General features: G+C 28.3%; 19 protein-coding genes and 1 pseudogene. 16 read left to right on the forward strand and 4 right to left on the reverse strand.

Annotated elements, in window-relative coordinates; all coding sequences use genetic code 11:
- The first annotated feature begins 706 nt into the window (after positions 1-706).
- The 3 genes and pseudogenes from L3B98_RS21510 to L3B98_RS21520 form a co-directional block, all read left to right on the forward strand.
- A complete protein-coding gene (locus L3B98_RS21510; protein WP_238918196.1) occupies positions 707-2134 on the forward strand; it encodes an Ig-like domain-containing protein in 1428 nt (475 codons plus the stop codon).
- A 309-nt stretch (positions 2135-2443) separates the two neighbouring features.
- Positions 2444-2530, forward strand: coding sequence for a hypothetical protein (locus L3B98_RS21515; protein WP_238918226.1), 87 nt, complete (start codon positions 2444-2446; stop codon positions 2528-2530).
- A pseudogene (locus L3B98_RS21520) lies at positions 2524-2812 on the forward strand (transposase); the annotation flags it as partial. The gene L3B98_RS21515 and the pseudogene L3B98_RS21520, both read left to right, overlap by 7 nt.
- A gap of 287 nt (positions 2813-3099) precedes the next feature.
- Here the strand turns inward: L3B98_RS21520 and L3B98_RS21525 are convergent.
- Entirely contained in the window at positions 3100-3375 is a 276-nt protein-coding gene (locus tag L3B98_RS21525; protein WP_343073702.1) for a phage holin family protein, read from the reverse strand.
- 6 nt (positions 3376-3381) lie between these two features.
- Positions 3382-3660, reverse strand: a complete 279-nt coding sequence (locus L3B98_RS21530; RefSeq protein WP_238918197.1) for a hypothetical protein — start codon at positions 3658-3660, stop codon at positions 3382-3384.
- A 306-nt stretch (positions 3661-3966) separates the two neighbouring features.
- Here L3B98_RS21530 and L3B98_RS21535 point away from each other — a divergent pair, with 306 nt between their 5' ends.
- Positions 3967-4491 carry a sigma factor-like helix-turn-helix DNA-binding protein gene (locus tag L3B98_RS21535; protein WP_238918198.1) on the forward strand — a complete coding sequence of 175 codons (525 nt, stop codon included), beginning with the start codon at positions 3967-3969 and terminating at the stop codon, positions 4489-4491.
- 369 nt (positions 4492-4860) lie between these two features.
- On the opposite strand, the gene L3B98_RS21540 is transcribed toward L3B98_RS21535, so the two are convergent.
- On the reverse strand, positions 4861-5370 hold the full coding sequence (locus L3B98_RS21540) for a lysozyme (RefSeq protein WP_238918199.1): 510 nt from the start codon (positions 5368-5370) through the stop codon (positions 4861-4863).
- A gap of 447 nt (positions 5371-5817) precedes the next feature.
- On the opposite strand from L3B98_RS21540, the gene L3B98_RS21545 reads away from it, so the two are divergent.
- The 4 genes from L3B98_RS21545 (at position 5818) to L3B98_RS21560 (ending at position 13031) form a co-directional block, all read left to right on the forward strand.
- Positions 5818-6696: a hypothetical protein gene (locus L3B98_RS21545; RefSeq protein ID WP_238918200.1), complete on the forward strand. Its 879-nt coding sequence runs from the start codon at positions 5818-5820 to the stop codon at positions 6694-6696.
- A gap of 955 nt (positions 6697-7651) precedes the next feature.
- On the forward strand, positions 7652-7936 hold the full coding sequence (locus L3B98_RS21550; RefSeq protein WP_238918201.1) for a hypothetical protein: 285 nt from the start codon (positions 7652-7654) through the stop codon (positions 7934-7936).
- 1053 nt (positions 7937-8989) lie between these two features.
- Complete coding sequence (locus tag L3B98_RS21555) at positions 8990-10084, forward strand: hypothetical protein (RefSeq protein ID WP_238918202.1); 1095 nt, start codon at positions 8990-8992, stop codon at positions 10082-10084.
- 649 nt (positions 10085-10733) lie between these two features.
- Positions 10734-13031 carry an Ig-like domain-containing protein gene (locus L3B98_RS21560; RefSeq protein ID WP_238918203.1) on the forward strand — a complete coding sequence of 766 codons (2298 nt, stop codon included), beginning with the start codon at positions 10734-10736 and terminating at the stop codon, positions 13029-13031.
- A gap of 191 nt (positions 13032-13222) precedes the next feature.
- Here L3B98_RS21560 and L3B98_RS21565 read toward each other — a convergent pair whose 3' ends face one another.
- Positions 13223-13318: a putative holin-like toxin gene (locus L3B98_RS21565; protein WP_017810920.1), complete on the reverse strand. Its 96-nt coding sequence runs from the start codon at positions 13316-13318 to the stop codon at positions 13223-13225.
- A gap of 329 nt (positions 13319-13647) precedes the next feature.
- Between L3B98_RS21565 and L3B98_RS21570 the strand changes: the two genes are divergently transcribed.
- From L3B98_RS21570 to L3B98_RS21605, 8 genes are all read left to right on the forward strand, one after another.
- The gene (locus L3B98_RS21570; protein ID WP_238918204.1) at positions 13648-14142 is read left to right on the forward strand and encodes a hypothetical protein; all 495 of its coding nucleotides are present in this window, start codon (positions 13648-13650) and stop codon (positions 14140-14142) included.
- Between the two features lie 130 nt (positions 14143-14272).
- Complete coding sequence (locus L3B98_RS21575; protein ID WP_238918205.1) at positions 14273-14764, forward strand: hypothetical protein; 492 nt, start codon at positions 14273-14275, stop codon at positions 14762-14764.
- Between the two features lie 7 nt (positions 14765-14771).
- A complete protein-coding gene (locus L3B98_RS21580) occupies positions 14772-15212 on the forward strand; it encodes a hypothetical protein (RefSeq protein ID WP_238918206.1) in 441 nt (146 codons plus the stop codon).
- Positions 15213-15260: 48 nt separating this feature from the next.
- Positions 15261-15797, forward strand: a complete 537-nt coding sequence (locus L3B98_RS21585; protein WP_238918207.1) for a hypothetical protein — start codon at positions 15261-15263, stop codon at positions 15795-15797.
- 33 nt (positions 15798-15830) lie between these two features.
- The gene (locus tag L3B98_RS21590) at positions 15831-16823 is read left to right on the forward strand and encodes a hypothetical protein (RefSeq protein WP_238918208.1); all 993 of its coding nucleotides are present in this window, start codon (positions 15831-15833) and stop codon (positions 16821-16823) included.
- A gap of 69 nt (positions 16824-16892) precedes the next feature.
- Positions 16893-17108, forward strand: a complete 216-nt coding sequence (locus tag L3B98_RS21595; protein ID WP_238918209.1) for a hypothetical protein — start codon at positions 16893-16895, stop codon at positions 17106-17108.
- A 208-nt stretch (positions 17109-17316) separates the two neighbouring features.
- Positions 17317-17853, forward strand: coding sequence for a hypothetical protein (locus tag L3B98_RS21600; RefSeq protein ID WP_238918210.1), 537 nt, complete (start codon positions 17317-17319; stop codon positions 17851-17853).
- A gap of 16 nt (positions 17854-17869) precedes the next feature.
- Complete coding sequence (locus L3B98_RS21605) at positions 17870-21190, forward strand: immunoglobulin-like domain-containing protein (protein WP_238918211.1); 3321 nt, start codon at positions 17870-17872, stop codon at positions 21188-21190.

Consider the following 21190-nt stretch of genomic DNA (forward strand, 5'->3'; position numbering starts at 1 on the left):
AATATTTTTAGTTTCCCTATGTATTGTTACAATATATGTATCTCTTTTAGTTACTTATTATGAAACATTAATGGTTACTATTATTGTTATAAACTATGTTACTAACTAAGTACCTCATATAGTAACATAGTTAGTTACTATATATGTTACTTATAAAAGCATATATATAGCTTATAATCAGTATATATCTGCAATTATTCTTATATATCTTTTCATTTATTTATGCTTTTATCTTTTATAAAATTAATATTTTACATTTAAATATATAGAATAATTTATTATATATAAATGGCATATTATTAATTATATATTTAGAATTTATAGCAAAGCCTGTGTACCACTTATAAATTAAAAAATGCTAGTAATGAAGACTATCTAATATGAGATAAAATAGGATATTGATATTTGTTGAAGGCACTTAGAGAAATTTATGTGTCTTTTTATATTGCTATACAATTGGAGAATATGATGTCCAAGTATATAAGTATAGATAACATTAAGGACATAAATAAAAAGTCTTTTTTCTTATCTATTTAAAGTAAAATAGTATAAATATGGATAATAAAACATGTAAAAATTTACTGAATTTCTTAGATATAAAGGAATTTGTATTACGATTGTTGTTGGATTTAATTGGTATTAGAAATAAAATAAATATAAGGAATGCGCATTCATTTATTATTGAAAATAAGGGAGAGAATGATAAATGAAAAATTACTTTAAAAAGTTTAGTATAATGTTTGTAATGGCTTTAATATTAATGTTGGGTTGTTGTGTTAATGCTTTTGCAGATAGTTCAACTCAATCAATAAAAATTAATAATACAACTTTGAGTTTTAATAAAATTGTATATGTTGATTCTAATAATGGTAATGATACAACTGGTGATGGTAATGAAATTAATCCATATAAAACATTAAAAATGGCAGAATCAAATGTAAATAGTGGTGAAGCAATTGTTTTTAAAGGAAATTTCACTGAAACTAAAAAAACTTTTAAGTCTGGAATTAGCTATATAGGATATGAAAAAGAATCGGTAATTAATACATGTCAAATACAAGGAACAAATGTAAACTTATATAGATTTGTTATTAATGCTAACAATATTGATGAGACATGGTCAGTATTAGGAAGAAATTTCAATTTATATAATATTGTTTATACAAATCAATATAGTTCAGATGGGTCAAAAGATATATTTTATCTTTATACAGGAAGAGTTAGTAATTGTTTATTTGGTCCAGGTAATTGGAACAATTTCACATATGATAGTTGTAGTGTTACCAATAAAGATACTGCATGTACTTCTGGATATTTTAACTTGAAGAATGTTACCATGGATAGTAATTATAACATAACTTCAAGTGGATGGAAAAATGCGGGAACAGGTACAAATCCAGATGGAACACAGGCTAATATAGGAGTGTATGGTGGAGAGTTTGCGTGGGGAAACTGGAATAATCAATCAATAACATTAGATAAATCCACAATGGATTTAAATTTAGGAGATTCAGATAAACTAACAGCAACAACAACTCCAGCATCGGTAGGCGTAACATGGAAATCAAGTGATACTTCAGTGGCAACAATAGAAGTAGATCCTACTAATGGTAAACTTATAAAAGTAAATGGAATTAAAGAAGGAACTTGTACAATAACAGCAACTACAGCAGATGGTAGCAATTTAAGTGCATCATGTACTATAAATGTAACTAAAAAAACTGACCCAATACCAACACCAGATCCTCAACCAATAGATACAGAGTATATAACTAATATTGCTCATGCCAAAGGTACCAATACCAATAACCCTGGTGGAGAGGTTACGATTATATTTCATGGATCATCTGACACTACATTGAGTTTATTAAAAACAGCAGATGTAAAAGATGTATGGATTGGAGATAATTTCACATATACTCTTGTAATAACTAACACTGGTACAAAAACAGCTAAAGCAGTAGTTGTAAATGACCCAGCTCCAAATCATATTGATTTTAATGTTAGTGGAGTAACAACTACTCAAGGAACAGTTGATTCAAGTTCAACCTCTAAAAATATTATAGTTAATGTTGGAGATATTCCACCTGCAGGAATAGTAACAATTAAAATACCTGCAACTGTAATAGCATAAATTGAAAAAGTAATAAAATTTTTATATAAGGACGCTTACAGAAATGTAGGTGTCTTTCAATATTAGTGCGTACTAGGACTATAGAACTAAATCGCTAAAAGCGACGGCTTGGTTTGGTGATTAAATAAAATTTTATATGGAAAAAATAAGAAGTGAAGTCCTTTCTCAAGGAACTTCACTTCTCACATTTTACACACCTCTTAAAGGAGTGATAAAATGTACCCAAAAATCAAGAAAATGATTAATGATCTAGAATTACGTGTTAGCGAAGTTATTAATCTTAGAATATCAGATATTATGAGTAAAGAAATGAAAATTAGAATAAGAAATGGCAAAAGAAACAAAGAACGATATACTTTATTATCTCAAAAAAATTTAGAAATTTTAGTGGTGTAAATGATATTTTAATAGCTTGCGTTGATGGTCTTAATGGTTTCAAAGAAGCTATCCATGCAGTATTCCCCAATACTGAAATACAAAGATGTATTATTCATCAAATACGAAACTCAAGTAAGTACTTATCGTATAAAGATTTGAAGGCTTTTAATGTTAAAAATACTTTATCTTGCAACTGTTGATATCACCAAAAAGTGGACACAAGGAATTAAGGGCTGGGCTCAAATTTTAGCTCAACTATCAATCTTTTTCGAAGATCGTTTCGACGAAGTCTTGTTTTAAAATTTAGAACAATTAAATCACCTATGTTTTAAATAATTAATGTAATAATATTCGATAATCATAAAATAAAGGTTGGAAGTTATAATTCTACCTCCAACCTTATTAAATAAACATGTTATTTTTTGAAGTTTACACAAAAATCTTGACAAACTTATATTTGTTTATTTATTATGTGTAGGTACAACAGAAACTACTGCTTATTTTTTAAAAGTTTTTTTAAACAATATACATTGGCATCTTCGGAATGAAAGTTTTGTTGACTGCACCTAATTAGGATTGTTAATCAATTATTCTTCTTTACTAAGTTGTTTAGTTGTTTGATTAATTCCAATAGCAGCGCCCCAACACAATATTCCTTGCAAGAATGAAGATATACTTGGTTTACTTATAATCATAGAAAATATTATGGTAAACAACATTAGAATTATAGTTATATATTTATCCTTTATGCAGTTCAACTTTTTGAAAAATATTCCTATTGTGTAATCAGCTAAAATAACTATTAGTAATTCTTTTGGTATAAATTGAATTAAGTTGGACATATCTATGATAATCACTTCCATTCAAACTTATTTGTTTTCTAGTGAATCTAATCTTTTGTTAATAGAAATCAAATTCTGCTTTAGCTCAATTAGATCTTTAACCATTTCTCGAATTTCTTTATCACGAGCTTTATTATCTAATTTTATATCATAAATTCCTTGACTTATATAATCTAATTTGGCTGAAAAAATACCATCTTCCTTACTATCATTTTTAACATCTAACACACTGTTTTTACTAAATGTAAGTATAGTTATTATTACTGTAATTATTGAAGTAATTATCGCAATACTAACTGATTCCATAAACTCCCTCCTATCTAAAAAGATTTTATATATATGTTCTAAAAAATTTTCTTCATTAAGATTTAATTACTATATTAGAGTGGTTGGGTAAGGCAACCAACTAAATTATGAACTTTCTTAAGTAGAACTTATATATAAATAAGAAGTCTTAAAAAACGAAATTGTAAATACATATTTTAAACATATTTCATATAAACATATTTTTTGTAAAAAAAAGCAGAATTTGAGCAATATAGTCAATATTTACAAATAAAAGTTTACAATAACAAGTTTTTTCTCTTTTTCATTGTAAAAGGGGGTATTCTTGTGGATAAGTCAATTTATGAAACTATTATTGAATATCAAAAAAACTATAATAATGAATATGTGGACAATATTATTGGTATTTTTTCAAATCAAATAAACAAATACGCAAGGTTATTAGATGGAGATGATACAAAGCAAACATTGCTAATTTTTTTAATAGAGGTCATAAGAAAGCTTAATATGAATAATGAATATTTAAAAAATGAAAAGGTACTTTTATCTTATATATCTAAATCTTTAAGACATAAGTATATAAAATTATCTAAGGAAAAGAATATTCTAAATTTAGAAACTGAGTTAAACTATGATATTGAAATAAAAAGTAATGAATCATTAACCGATCTAACTATATATTCTGATATTTTAACTGAATTGAATTATAAAGAAAGAGAAATAATTAAACTAATATATATTTATGGATATTCTGCAAAAGAAATAGCTGAGTTTAAACATAAATCAAGACAAGCTATCAATCAAACGAAAAAGAGGGCATTAAATAAAATTAAAGAATGTTATTTCATTTAAATATATTACTTAACTTTTTTTATGATTTTTAAGTAACTTTACTAAAAATCTTCATGGAATTTATAGCACCAATATTTCTGATCCAATTATCCTAAGATAAAAGTTTTGCATAAGGTATAATCAAGAAAATAATAAGTCAATTTGCCATAATAGCAGGCCTATTATGGCAATTCACTTTCTTGCCCGATGAAAAATATCCAAGGCAACTTAGAACTTGTTATTTTCTTTTATATATCGCTGCAGGTACAGTATTATTTTGTGCAATGAAGTAAGGTTATATAATAAATTTTGTGCTAATATATAGAAAATAAATAAGAAAGATCATCTTTTAGGATGATCTTTCTTATTTATTTAGGACATTCGATTAAATTATAATGTATATACTGGGTATTGGTGAGTATATAATTCGCCTTGACAAAATAAAGTTGCTTCTCTATTTCTTCTTCCTTTTAAACTTCTGTCATATGAAAATGCTTTGCTGACTAATCTTGAACAAGTATCAATTTCATCGTCTGAAAGTGGTCCATAAAAATCTGGGAAAATCTCAGGATAATTAAACATATTCCTCATATCATGTGTTTGTAAAACGCCAGATCCTCCGTTAAATACAATAGAAGCGAGTGCATCAAATTGATTTTGACTTAAATCAGACGCACAATCCAAATCATTAATTGGACCTTCAGTAGAATTAACGAGATCATCTAAAAAAAACTGATCCGCTTGTTCTTGTGTTATAGTGTCCCCCACTTGTAAGTTATCTCCAGGTACAACCAAATGCCCATATCCACAAGTTGGATTTCCCTTAGAATCTCGATAAACATAAAGTTTATGACCTTCTTCGTTTTTAATAAATTCAATTCCATTATCACTTGTATTCATTATTTATCATCCTTTCAAATATAATCCAAATAAAGCTATGTGTTAAATTGTAAGAATTATAAATTCTTTATGTGGTGTCAAATCTAAAATAATCATTCTTCAAGGGATAACAGCTAAAATACATCCCTAATATTATTGCTGCTTAAAGTTTATAATCATTTTATTAAAGCACTTATTTATCACAATTTGCTTCTTTGGGTAACAGCTACAATGATTTATTTTGTAGTCATTATATAAAGAGATTATTATAATGAATTTGTAAACTAAGATATAAATGAAGTAAGAATAATTTAATGAATGATGTTGATCGCTCAAGTTTCTGTATAGAATCATAGTTATGTAAGCTATGATTACTCAAAGAATTTATGTATAATTGTATAAGTAAATACTTATTATTACTGTGTAAAATGTATTACTGAAAATTAATATTAAATTGGAGGGCTAAAAGTGAAAAAAACACTAAGAATTATCATTATAATTACCGTAATCATAATGCTATTTGGTTGTTCAAGTGCAAAGAAGGGGCTTAATCCTAATGCCAATGATACAACTAGTGAAGATAACTCATTAAGTAGTAAACAATCTCAGTCACAATCAAAAGATACAAATTCTAACTTACTTGAAAGTATAGATACTACGAAAAGCCCGTTTGAAAAAGGATATTATGATTATAAAGGTACAATAAATACTAATATTCCAATTCGAATGAGTATTTATCCATTAGGAAAAGATATAGTTGGAACATATTATTATGAGGAACATGGAAAGGAAATACGATTACAAGGGAAATCAGGGGAAAAAAACATTGTACTATATGAGTATGATGAAATGGGTGAAAATACAGGTATATTTCAAGGAACAATGAGTACTTTTGAGAAAATTGAAGGAACATGGACAAGTGCAGATAATAAAACGAGTTATCCATTTGTATTATCACTTGAAGGTAGTATTCCTGGAGCAGAATATGGAAAAAGATATGCCAAAGTTCTTAATAACAAAAGTGACCAAGATGTAGAAGATTTCGTTAGTAAAATTCGAAATTATATATCAAATGATAATAAAGAAAAATTAGCTGAAGAAATAAAGTATCCAATTAATGTAAAAATAAATGGTAAGGTCACTAAAATTCAAGATAAAGATGAGTTAATTAAGAATTATGACAAGATTTTTTATGAAGAGTATAAGCAAAAAATTAGCAAAACATCTACCAAGTATCTATTTGTAAATTATCAAGGAATAATGGTTGGGGTAGGTGAGCTTTGGATTAATGATGTTATATCTACTGGCAGTGATTCTAAATTAATGATTATTGCTATAAATAATTAAACGTATCATTAGTTTTGCTGGGAATGCTGTCGACACCCAAAATAGAAAAATGTTAATAAAAATATATGTTTTAGGGGGAATCGTAAATTCTGAATCCCCATACGGGACGGTCTGCTTTTAGCGACTTCGTTCTAGTAATTGATTTCGATATTGAGATGCATAAATTTAAGATAGTGCTAATACAAAGTTTAGCTGTACCTTAAGTTTATGCTATTATTTTAGTCTCAACATCGCAATCAAACCAACTCATAAAGTGTAAAACTTTATAAGAAAATTATCAGCACCATTAAGTTTTTTAATTTTGCTTAAAAGGAAACCTTGTTTTCATAATTCAGTGTAATCACTTAGTATTATTATAATTTTTAAATATGAAAAATCATATAAAACATTTTTAATTTCCTTATATATAATTACAGTATATGTATCATATTTAGTTACTACTTATGAAACATTTAAAGTTACTATAATTGTTATAAAATATGTTACTATTTATGTATCTTAATAAGTAACATATTTAGTAACTACATATATTACTTACTTAAGTATATAGAAGGCTTTAATAAATATATATCGGTAACTTTTATTACATATTTGTTTCATTAATTTGTAATTTTTATTTTATTAAATTTTTTATTTACAATTATATAATAGTATATAATTTATATATTTTGAATTATTTATATAAAGTTAATATGATATCTGTAGTACCAATTTATAAATTTGAAAATTGTAGTAATGAAGACTATGTAATATGTGATAAAGTAGAATATTGATATTAGTTGAAGGAACTTACAGAAAATGTAGGTTTCTTTTAATATTAATGAACAATAAGCTTGATCTGTTTTTATATAATTTATTTCCTTTTTGATAAATAACTTTTAATTATTAGGAAACTTAATACAATAAAGAATACCCTTGCTAAATTTTATTATTTTTTGTAAAATCCATATAGGTATTGCTAATAGATATTAAAGGTAATAAAGTTAACTACAAAATAGATATAACAACTAAAACATTCCAAGGACATCCCTATAAAGTAATTGGAGAATATGATGACTATATTGATATACGACTGCTAGATAGTAGTATTGAATATAGAATATCTTTTGATCTTAATACTGATTTACATATAGTTGCTGCTAAATTACAATATCCTCAAGATGAATTAAATAAAAATACAGTTGCAGGATATATCGTTTGGCATAGAACAGCTACTACATTCAAAAGATATCATGGATAATTATATAACTTAATATTAATCATTTTTTAAATTCCACTTAGATTTTTATCTATTCATTATATTTTTGTCTTTAACCTTTCAGATCTAAGTGGTATTTTCCACTTGGATTTTCTTTATAACATTTATCTTACTTATTTTATTATCATATTGGATTTGAATTTTTCCACTCAGATTTCTATTTTCTTATTATAATTTTGTCCTTAAATTCTTAAATCTAAGTGGCATTTTTCCACTTGGATTTTCTCTATAACAGCTATCTTACTTGTTTTATTATCATACTACATTTGAATCTTTCCACTCAGATTTCTATTTTCTTATTATAATTTTGTCCTTAAAGTCTTAAATCTAAGTGGTATTTTCCACTTGGATTTTCTTTATAATGGCTATATCACTTGTTTTATTATCATACTACATTTGAATTTTTCCACTCAGATTTCTACTTTCTTTTTATATTTTGTCCCTAATTCTTAAATCTAAGTGGCATTTTCCACTTAGATTTGTTATTTCTATAGTAAATTAAATTTAAAATCTGAGTGGAAATATCACTATAATACAAATATACTCTTACAAATTTAGGCTTAATATTAATTAAATGGATAAAAACAACCTATATATTTCCTTTTATGTAATAATATTTATTTAAAAAATAGAAAAATAAAAAAAATTTTTTTTCTATTTTTTATGGATTTTTGAGAAGTGTCTCAGAATCAACGTATCTGAGTGGAATTTTTGAAGCAAAAAAGGCTTATTTTTGAGAAGTGTCTCAGAATTAACGTATCTGAGTGGAATTTTTTTTTTGAAATTTGTGATTTTTGATTTTTTTTCATAAAAATTCAAGACTCCACATGGTTCTAAGCCAGACGCCTAGCCACTTCCAGAGAACTGTCCCTGAATTTACGTATCTGAGTGGAAAAATGCCTTCAAAGGCGCATTCTTTCGTGAGAAGTGTCTCAGAATCAACGTATCTGAGTGGAATTTTTGAAATTTTGATTAAATCTCCATTATGAAATACAATAGGCATAGTGAGAAATTATAAGGAGGTGACAGAGATCTATGGCAACTAAAATGTATAATTCACATTTATCAAAAATATTGTCCTGCAATGAATATTATATATTAGATACTTATATAAATCTGGTACATATAAGTTCAGAAGTTAATGATAAATATTTGATTCAAACATTTAGTGATAAAATGTCAGATCTTATTAACCTCATACGTAAGAATCTTAAGATATCTTATAAAACTGTCTTTAACTGTTTGGAAAAGTTAATTAACTTAAACGTTTTAATTTATGATGGCACTTTAAACTGCTGGCTTCTTAAAGATATGGAAAACATGACAAAAGCTAAGACAGAAGCTTTAGATTATGACGCTTCTTATACTGCAACTGGTTATACAAATATAAGAAAGTTCTTTTTCTCTGAAGAATTTACTTTTATGAAAGCAAGAGAAAAACGTCTTTTAATATATATGTCTCAGCTTAAGGATTCCAAGAAATCAGCTTTTCATACTGGTTTTTCCATGAATCTTTTAAAGCCTAATTCTTCATGGCTTAATGTATTAAAAACAAAATCAAAATATTATGCAAAATATACTATCTGCAAAATGCTTTCAACTTACTCCGAGCTTTTTGAAGATAATAGTGATACCTTGCGTGAAAAGGATTATTCTCCAGAAAGAATTAAAAATTTCAAGTTTGCCTTTGACTGCAAGGCAATCAAGGATAAAACTAACGAAGACACTTATATTGAACTTGTTATAGCTAAGAACCCAAAAGAATATGAGCTTGTAATGGATAAAATTCGCTTTGCACAAATTACATTATCTAAGAAACTCATAATGCATCTTATTCGTGCAATAGCAAATTTAAAGGAATGGTTTTTAAAAGAAAGAATAGTTCAGCTTGTAGTAAATAAATATAGGGCTATCCAAGTACATAAAAGCCGTGAAAATATTAAATCTCTGCCTGCATATGCAGCTGCAGTTGTAAAATCTGTAGTGGGGGAATATAAGAATTTCATACATACTAAGAAGCTCAATAAAAATTCCTATGAAACCGGTGAATATTTTAATAATTATATGGATGATAAATTTTATATAAGCCTTACAGAAAATATTAATAAAAATTTAGCACTACTATACTAGAGTCTATTGTTTTTTTCTAAAAATCCATAGGCTTATTGGTGTTTATATTAATTTTAAAAATTTAGAAAATTAACAACCTAATATTCGATTTAAAGATAAGAAATTAATTATTCTTATCTTTTTTTATACAAAAATCTTAATTTTATGCTTTAATTCATTTTACTTTTTATTATTAAAGCATTTTTATGTAAAGTTATAAAAATTAATTATAAAGTCTTAAAATTTATACTTAAAGTTATATAAATAGTATTACTTTCTATTAAATTTCTTTGAATTTTGATAAAAATAAAATTTACTCAAAACCTTTATATACTAACGTCTAAGGCTATATTTAATTTTTCGATAAACTGTAAGTAAATAATATTAATAGTATGATAATTAATTAATAGTTAGATAAATATATGAACTTATAGATAATATATTAACAAGATAAAATTTAATTATTGCCTTAGTAAAAAATCAATTACCATAGATTTTATAAAAATTAAAACATAGGAATATATATTTTTATGTTTTAATTTAATATTACAAATTTAATTACTATCATTGTAATTATTAAATAAATCAAATATTTGTAAAAAATCCATAATTCAGTAAGGATATAAAAATGGATTAGAAAATTATTAATTTACTTTAGGAGGTAAAGACAATGAATGAAAATATTGATTCAACACAAACAAATTTAATAGTTACAGCTACACCAATAGAAGGGCAGAATTATGTTCACCTTCAGTGGACAGATCTTGGGAAAGGATATACCTATAGAGTTTATTCAAAAGAAAAAAATGAAGAAATTTATCAAAGTATCCCTGCAAGAGGGGATGTGATAGTATTAAATATCTATCCAAGTCCAGTTCAAAATACAGGATTATCAGGCGGAGAAAAAGATTTAGATGGAAATGTTATTCCTGATAGTGGTATTTTAAAGACATGGTTAGAAAAGGAGAATATAAACGAAGTTAAAATAGAATCCATTTCTCTTACAAGTTTTAATACAAATCCGTCTAAATACTTATATAAAACTAATAATAAATGGAATTACGATTGCGTTTTTTATGGCATGTGGAATTTATTACCTGAGACAATGTATCCTAATGATAATGCTATTGAATATCTTAGAACATTTATTCATGAAGGTGGAGGATTTATGACTTCTCACCACACTATAGGATATAGAGGATTGGATAGAGGAGTCAATAAACTAGCAAAGGAACTTGGCGTTGAAATATTTGGACGTAAGCAGGCAAATAGTAATAGTGCATATACATGCAGGGATTCAAGTGGTAATTTATTTCCAACAGTATCTTTTGAAATTGATGATCCATCAAGCTTAAGTAATGCAGATCGTACAGTTTATTGGAACTATTCATCAAAAGTACAAATAGCTAAAAAAGGATTACTAGACAATTATCCATTTGAAGTTGGAGATATAGGAACCGTTTTTGATATTCCTCTTCAACATAGTTTATCGGTTTTTGGAAAAGGAGATGTTTGGATGACCCCAGTGAACCCAACAGGATTTACTGATGGAACATTTAAAGAAATAACAGTTTCTCCATCAACAGGGGAAAGTGGAACAAATAACTTTTATGTTCATACTTATAACAATACAGCTATTATTAATAGTGGACATAGTTTCCCACAGATATCACAAGCAGAAACTCGTATTATTGCAAATACATTATATTATTTAGCTCAACTAACAAGTAATACTTCTTGTGATGATCATAAAGGTCAGGATGTAACAGGTCCTGATAAAGTCACTATTACAAATGTATTAAGTGATGATAAAGACTTAAAGGTGAGTTATTCAAAGCCAAATGATAAAGGGACAACCTATGAATATTATGTTAAGGCTAGTGCTGGTAATAATACAAATGATATAATTTCTAATACAGTATCTGCTGTAAATACATTAGGAATTGCAGGATATTCATATGTTATTGATAATATAGAAAATACAGAACCTGATAATAAAATAGACACTTCAGATTTATCAATATCTGTACCTTTATCAGGTTTAGATTTATTAAAACCAATATATATTCATATCAAAGCAATAGATAATGCAGGTAATGTATCAGAAACTACTCATTATGAATATAAATATGTGAGCAGTTTAACTTTAGATAAAACAGAAATAACAATGATTGAGGGAAGAGAAGAGCAGATAACTGCAACAACAAATCCAGTTGGTATAGGAGTAACCTGGACTTCAAGTGATACTTCAATAGCTACTGTAGATGCGACAGGTAAAATTACAGGTATTAAACCAGGACAAGTAACTATAACAGCAGCTACAATCTGGGGTGGTTTAAGTACAACATGTGTTGTTACAGTGAAAAGAGACATAATTTTAGATATAGAGCCCAAAAAAGATAAAATTCATATAAAAGAAAATGTAATAGCTAATTTAGTTATAGAAAATATAACAGAAATAGCAGCAGAAGATGCATTAATAAAGTATGATAATACTAAATTAAAATTCATAGGAGCAAATGAAGTAGAAGGTATAAAATTAGTAAAATTAGATCAAGATGATAATGAATTAAGAATAATAACTGCTAGTGAAGGATTAGCAGGGATAGCAAATGCCAAGAGAGTGATATTAAAGCTTTATTTTCAAGGTATAGCTGAAGGAGAAGCCTTAGTTGATATAATTAAGGGTAAGATTTCTGACGGTATTCAGATGGAAAAAGATTTAACATATGATGAATGCGGAGAAGCAACCATAACTATAGATGATATTTTAATACCAGATGATGTAAACCGTAGTGGAGAATTTACTCTTCTTGACTTAGCAATCGATGCTAGGCATTTAGGTGAAGATCCAAATTCTCTTCCACAATATGTTACTGATCAAGCTATAAATGGGGCAATAGATAATGATGACTTATTAAAGATTGGTGAATATATGCTTAATAATCCAAATTATAAACTTAAATAAATCTTGAAAATTATTCTTGTATATTTAAAATAAAAATATGATATAATAAAAATAAGATAAGAAGAAATTAAAAGAGCTAAAACATATTGGAGTATGTTTTAGCCCTGTATACAATCAGTTGAAGCAACTGATACCACTTAAAAATTTAAGTAATTAGAAAATGGTAGCCAAGATTTGCACTCTATGGGCTACTATTTTTTTATGTTATTGATAAGTAAAACTATAAATGTTAACAATGCAAGTAGAAAATTACCTGCATATAAAAGTAACATTAAATTATCATTCACATTACCACCCCCTAACATTAAGGGATTGTGGTATAAGTAGCCCGTAACCAATTGTACCATTTAATTATATCATAAATACTGGAAATTTATATTAACATATATATAGATGTTGCAAAAATAATTATTCAAGATATAAAGATTTCCAAAGGAAATCAACATTCAATGATTAATGATTATTAAGCATTGATAATTGAAATATATATTTATCATAAAAAATTGCAAAATAGAAATTTATACCTGTAATTAATAATGATATTTAAAGGCACTTAAAAGGACAAATCTTTTGATTTTTTGTGTATTATATAAAAATAAATTGCGGGAGGCAAAAAATGAATTTAAATGAGGCTATGAGTGAATTAATGATTGGGAAAGAAGTTGGAAGACATAAGGATCCAAAAATGAGACTTAAAATAGTTGATCCTAAGGAATATGAAAATTTAGATGAAGAAAGTATAAGAAAACTTGGTGATACAGTGATTTTGGATTTAGGGTATATTGAAGACAATAAGTTTACAGTATATGAGGGCATTAAAGAAGAAAAAATATATACCTGGGAAATTTCCATAGATGATATAAATGCAGAGGACTTTTATGTATACGAAGAAGGCAAGAATTTAACATCAGAGGAGGCCTATGAGCAAATAATCAATGGGAAAAAGGTATATAATGATGAAATCTTTGGAGACGGAGTTTATCTTAGCCTTTATGATTATTCACCTGCACTTTTTAATAAGGATGGAAGCATTATAATAAATAAAGATGGCAGCACTAAGTGGTTTCCAGAAACAGATGAAGAGTTTGAAAACAGATATTACATTATATAGAACAAAATTAATAGTGATTAGGGTAATTAATAAACGAGTGGAGTTTGTTAATCTATTCTTTTCTTTCCTTTTATAACTGCCTGCTTAAGCGGGCAGTTTATTTTTATAATTAAGAATTTGGGGTGGTTTTTTGAATGTATATAATGCACTAGGAAAGGTATTAGGTAGTAAAGCATTAAAAGCTTCAACTGGATTTAGTCCTGCTATTACAAAAGGTGCCATAGTAGCTGGAGCTACAGTTGCTGAGGCAATAAAGCTTAATGAAGCTGCTAAATTAGGTCCTATTACATCTGGAAGATTATCTGATATGACTGATGGTGTTGGCCTTTCTCCAGGGCTGACTAAGATGCTTGAAAAACCAGAGGAAGGCACTGAAAAAGAAGATAAAACTATAAAAGATACAATCACAAATATAAAAGAAGTATATGACAGTGTAAAAAATGCAGGCAATGATTCTAAGGAAACAGGAAAAGTTACAAAGAAAGCAGGCAAAAGCAAAGGAGAAACACCTGAATCTATAAAGGAAACAGCTAAAAAATTAGCTGAAAAAAGCTTTAAAGGCAATGTCATGGATTCAGCTGTAAGTGGGGAAATAGTATTAGCACTGCATAAATTGAGGTGATTATTATATGGCAGGTTATAAATTTTTTAAAGATATTGGCACTAAATTTATTCGTGAAAATGGTGCCGATCTTATTTTTAATTCAGCTAAAGAAGCAGCAGACGATAATAAAAGTTTTATAAGGACTCTTGGTGACAATGTAGCAAATACAGCTATATCAGAAATTGCAACTGGACTTTTTGGGGGAGAAGCAGTAGCTCTTGTTGAGGGAGCAGAAGTAGTAATGAAAGGCGTAGATAAAGTCTTTCAGTATGGAAGGGAAAAGGCTCAGCATGAAGCTTTAGCAGGTGCTGTAGCATCTGGACAGCTTGGGAATAAGCTTTTTAATTCTAGTGAAATTGCTGCAACTATGAGGCAAAGACAGCTTCAAAATATGAGTTCAGATATGCAAAAGAGTCAGGCATTTGGAAGTGAAGCAAGAAAAAGAGCTATGAAGATAGCTTATTAAGTTCCATAAAATTATTATTTTTATGGACTTAAAAAGGGGGTGGATATAGTGAATAAAGTATTAAAAGATGCTGTTGATTTATTAAAAATGCCAGATGGTACAAGAAGAAGAGCAGTTAATTCAATTATTAATACAAAATATTCTGACTATTCAGGGGTTAATAAGCATGCGTTTAATTCTGTACTTCAAAAAATGGGAAAGAGTAAAAATGATCTAACAAACTACGAAAATCTTGCAGTTAAGAAGCTTTTAAAGAATTCTAATCTAAGGGATATAACAAAAGAAGAGGTTAGTAAGACTTCTGAGCAGTTCAAAAAAGATATAGATATGCAGGCAAAGTTTAAAATTGGGGCAGATTGGTTTAAAGAGCCAGCTAAAACAATTCTAAGCTCTAATGCAACTAAAGAGGAGAAAAGCCATGCTAAAAAGCAGCTTGCATTGAGAACATCTATAGCTGCAGTAGGGGCTATTGCAGCAGGAAAAGTTTTACATGACTTAGATTCAAAAGATACACTTCTTGGACAGCTTGGTTATTCCTCAAAGGATGCAATGCATTTTGCAATAGGCCGTATAGCCAAATTATAAATAATTATCTAAAAGAAAGGTCTTAGGATTTTTATGGGAATTGAACAAGAAATTATAGCATATAAGCCTGATTTAAATATATATGGAAAATCTGGCAAAATATCAGATAGTGAATATGCTTCTGGAAGTAATGATATTACGTATTCCAATGAAAGCAGTAATTCAAAAACGAGATGTTTAAGAATTTTTTTAAGTAATTCTCCATCTAGTACTGTTAACTCATTTTTATCTTCTATGGAAGATGTAAATGGTTATCTAAAAGAAATGGAAGGCGAGTTCACAGGCAATAAATATGAGGCAGACTATCTTGCTGCTAAGACAGAGGATGAAATAAATAAGATTTTAGACATCAACAAAGTCGATATAGACTTTGGCTCTGATAAATTAGAAACTTATTCATATTTAAAGAAAATTTATGAAGATATAAATAAAGTTTTAGATTTATATATGAATTGTGTTTTTGGAGATAATGTGAATCCAGCTGATGCAGATATTATAGTTAAAGAGTATTTAAGTAAGATTCAGGCCTTAGAAGCAAATTATGAATATGAAAAGGTAAATTATGCAAGTCTGTATTATGACACTTTGATTTCCTATGCATTAAGTGACTTTATTTCAGTACTTAGTACTACTTGCTATGATTTAAAAAGTATAAAGATAGAAGCTAAGGGAATTGATTTGGATACTGCAGCAAAAAGTTTAATAAAGAAAACTTTCAATAAGGAAACAGTTAATTTAGATTCTTTAAATCAAAGTTTATCTAGCTCCATAGATGATTTGCTTATTTCAATTAAGAATTTTTATCTAGAAAAACAAGAGTTTTTATCTTATTTGGATACCTTTACTAAGATATCTTCGTTTAAGGATGGTAAGACTGAGCTTGCAGAGATGAAGAATAGCTGCAAGGATACAATGCAAAAAAGATTTGATACCTTGGTTAAGGCTTACATGAATTATAACTTAATCTCTGGAGATGTGTCTGTATCAGCTTTGAATAAAGCAAAATACAGAAGTTTTTTTCAATAAAGTGATACAAAAATATAAGATGGGCAGGTAATTAGATTACGTAAACCCAATGACATTGGAGGAATTAAAATGGCAGTAAAAGCTAGAAGTAGAAAAAAACAAAATATATTAAATTTAATGAATGACTCTAAAAAAATTGCTTGTAGACATTGTGTTCTTTATGGAAATTGTAATACACAAAAGCAGAAAGAGAAAAGTGAAGAAATGGGAATCACAACATATTGCTCACTTACTCCTAATAAAGAAATGAGTAAAAAGGGCAAAAGTAAAAAGAAAAAACAGTAATATTTTCATATGGCAGCTTATTAGGTACCTTGGAATTATGTGCTGAAAATATTATTTGTTATTACTTATAAAATAAATAATATTATCACAATTACAATTGGAAAAAAGTTGTAGGTATATTTTATACAAATAATTATTTTCAATAATTGAGGCACAAAGTGCTATTTTACAGCTGTAATATGATGAAATTTCGGATGCATTATAAGGAGTGATTTTATTGAGTGGATCTTTTACTGCAAATTATAATGTTGGCGGTGACATAGATAAAGTAAAGAAAATTGTTGCTTTAGAAGAAGTAGAAAAATTAGACAATGTAGAAAATGTAGACAATATAAAAAATATAGACAACCTTCAAGAGGTTGAAAACGTCAAATATTTAGATGAGATTGGAAGAATAAGAGGGTTTGCTACAAAAACTCAGCCTTACAATTTCATGAAAGAATTTGATATACCTGCACTTAAAGGGGATTACACGTTCATAATGGACATGCCATCCGTAGAATGTGAAATTCTTGCTATAACATTAACTTGTAGTGGCTATGGTGAGGATGATCATTATGATTTATTTTTTAATGATGTTCAGTGGTTTAATGACTGGTATTGTTCAGAAGTAAAAGAGGGGCTGTTTCTTGGTACATCAACGTATGTTTATGCAGCACCAGCCTCTTCAAAAATAAAATTAATATTTAAAAACGATAGCGGAACTCAGAAAAAAATATGGCTAGGGGTCCGTGCATTAATTTAGTAAAGGAGTATTTAAAATGGCAGAAAATTTCGCTTATTATGAAATACTAACAGACTCAGATAATATCGTAAAAGATATATCTAGATTATTAACACTTGGAATTGAATCAGAGGAAATAATAGATAGCTCAGGAAAAGTAGTAAAGCCGGCTAATCCTATTATTGATGAATGCTGGCAAATAGTTTATCCAGCAGTAGACAGAACAGCAAATAACATAAAAGTTGATGTAGATGACTGGAATAACTTATTACCTGAGGAATATAAGGCTGTTACTGAAGAACAAATAAAAAGAATAGGAGATACAGTAATCCTTAAGACTACAACAATACCTAAAGATATTAAAGCTAATAATTCAACAAGTTTAGGGGTAAATTCAGATTTAAATGTAGAGAAAATTACTATGTATCTTGAAATTTATATGCCTAAATATTTATGTGATAGTGAAAAAGATGATCCATTTACTCAAAGAACAGGAACTATACCTAATGTAATTGATACAAATGATATATCATCAGGAAATACAGTAGTAGCAAGGAATTATCACCATGTGTTCATGAGAATTTTTGATAAATTAAATGCTGAAGGAACTGGTCCTGCTGATAATGGAATTGATTCAACAACAAGAAATATCACTACTTGGAATTCAAGAACATCGAATTGGGTTAAGTTAGCATGGTATACAGATTTTGAAGAAAAATTTAGAGCTGATTTACTTGGCAGCAAGACAGGTATGCTTGATGGAACAATAAGAGTACCTGTTTTAGATGGATTAACTAAGGATACAAGAGTTAAAATATGGGCAAATATTAATAGATCAAGAGTTGTACTTGGCGTTATGGGATCTCCAAATGTTGACTTTAGTGACAACAGATATTTAATAGGCTGTGCATATGTAGGACAAATTGAAAGTTTTGATTTTAGTATAAATGATACAGCAGGAAACTTTGGTATCTTTGCTACAAGTTCTTCTTCACCAGCAATGGGTAAGTCAATTACTAAGATTAGACCAGCAAAGCCAGCAATAATTAGTGGAACAACTGTTACCCAAGGAACTGGTGCTGTTGGAAGTGGTACAAGACTAGCTTTTGCAACAAATCTTAGTATATTTAACTCTGGTACAGAATATAACAAACAAGTAATGGAACTTACTAATATACCTTATGACTATAGCTTACCAGGTGGTGGTACAGCTTGGGGGGATAGATATGTAGATACTTCTACAATAAGAGTATATTCTACATTTAGCGCTCAACCCGATTCAGTCAGATATATAGATGAATTTAATAATACAATTATTAAATCTGTAGGGGTTCAAACTTCAGCTACGTTTATACCTGAGGTAAATTATCAAGAAGATGATAGAACAAAGATTACTATGACATTACCGGTAAATCAATTATTAACTTCTTTAGTAGGTAAAAGTGTTACCAATAAAGTACTTTCAGGCTCTAGAATTCAACTTGGACAATTGGCTGCGGATGGTACTTTTACACCAGTTACAATGAATTTAACTTATAATTTCTCATATTATACAGAATATTCAGAGAAGGTACCAGGAGTAATAAGAGACGGTTTTGGTAATGCAGTAGCAGAAAATCATGATACTACTTATGGTAAAAATACAGCTACTGGTATTACAGATTTTGCAATGTATGCTACTTATACTAAAGATTATTTCCAAAAACATTACTTATATTTTGCAAGTACTGAACAATATATGGAAAAAGAATTATATGGTAAATCTGTTTATACATCAGAATATTTTGCAGATAAAATAAAAGTAGTTCATTCATCAGAAGGTCCAAGAGGAATCCTTGGAGGCTTGATTACTATTGATACAAGTTCATTAAATGCCTTTGATGAATTAATTATAAATAAAGATTTTGAAAAGTATAAGGATGAGCCAGAGGAAACCTATGTATTCCTTCCAATAACTGCACCGTACTGTCCATTTGCTAATTCTCCAAATGGAAGATATGGAATTGGTATATTAAAGGAATATATATATCCAGTTCCAACAACTGATCAAGAAATCGTGGATTTTGCAATAGATGAGCTTGAGAAAAAATATAAGGATTTAAATGAAGTTATATCAGATTTTAATCTATTGGAAAAAAGTAAATATGGAGCAACAATTACATGGACTTCTAGTGTTCAAACATTAATTGATGTTAGTAAAGAAGTTGGAGACATGATTGAAGCAAAAGTTACAAGACCAGATTTTGATGAAAATATCAAGGTAAATCCAGAAGTTATTTTAACAGCAACAATAACACATGGAACTGGCGCTGGAGCATTTAAAGGCGAATTCCAAAAGAAGGTTATAGTTAGAATGAAGGGAATGACAGATTCTAAAGCTGTACAGTTAGATATTAATGGTATAAAACTTCCTTCAGAAACAAAAGGTCCAAAGATAGATCTACCTATAAGTGGTGCTAATGGAAGTACAATAAGTTGGGTATCTAAGATGCCTGATGCAATTACCAATGATGGTTTAGTAACTAGACCAGCTGTAGGAGCAGGAGATGCAACTGTAACTTTAACTGCAACTGCTACAAAGATTGATCCGATTACAAAGAAAGCTACACAGTTAGTAGAAACATTTACAGTTACAGTAAATCAATGGACATTAGAAGATGAAATAGCAGATGCAAGAGCCCAAATCACATGGGATTTAGTAAAAGGAAAAAATACAGATTCCCAAGCAATAACTGATAATTTAAATTTACCTACAACTATAGGAACACAAGGAGTAACTGCGAAATGGTCAGTTGTTGATGCAACTTGTGTAGATGCAGCAACAGGAAAAGTTACAAGACCTGCTTATACTAAAGGTCAAATTACATTTACATTAAAATGTGACTTATCTTTAACAGGGTTAAAAGACATTGCAACTATTACTTTACCAGTATATATTGTAGCGCCACTTCCTATAAGTGATGCTGAGGCAGTAGCTGCTGTTAAAGGCTTAGTAGAACCACATTTATTTATTGGAGATAATAAATCAGTAAATGAAATAACAACTGATATGACCTTGCCAAATTTAATTGATTCTAATGTAGATTTAGTAGGGGTTACAATAAAGTGGTCATTAGTTGATGCTAGTGGAAAAGATGTAACTTCAAGTGATTATATAGCTTTAATACCAGGAGCATCAGTAACAACAGCTAAAATCACTAGACCTATATATGGAAAGGAAAATGGAAAAATAACATTGAAAGCTACAATTTCTAAAAATTCAGAAACTGCTTCTAATCCTTTCCAATTAATAATTTTAAGTTTACCTCAAGATACAAAATCTCCTACAGATACTACAACACCTACAACAAAAAGCTAA

Origin of the sequence: Clostridium sp. YIM B02555, assembly GCF_022320955.1 — a bacterium.
Taxonomy (GTDB): Bacteria; Bacillota; Clostridia; order Clostridiales; family Clostridiaceae; genus Clostridium; species Clostridium saccharoperbutylacetonicum.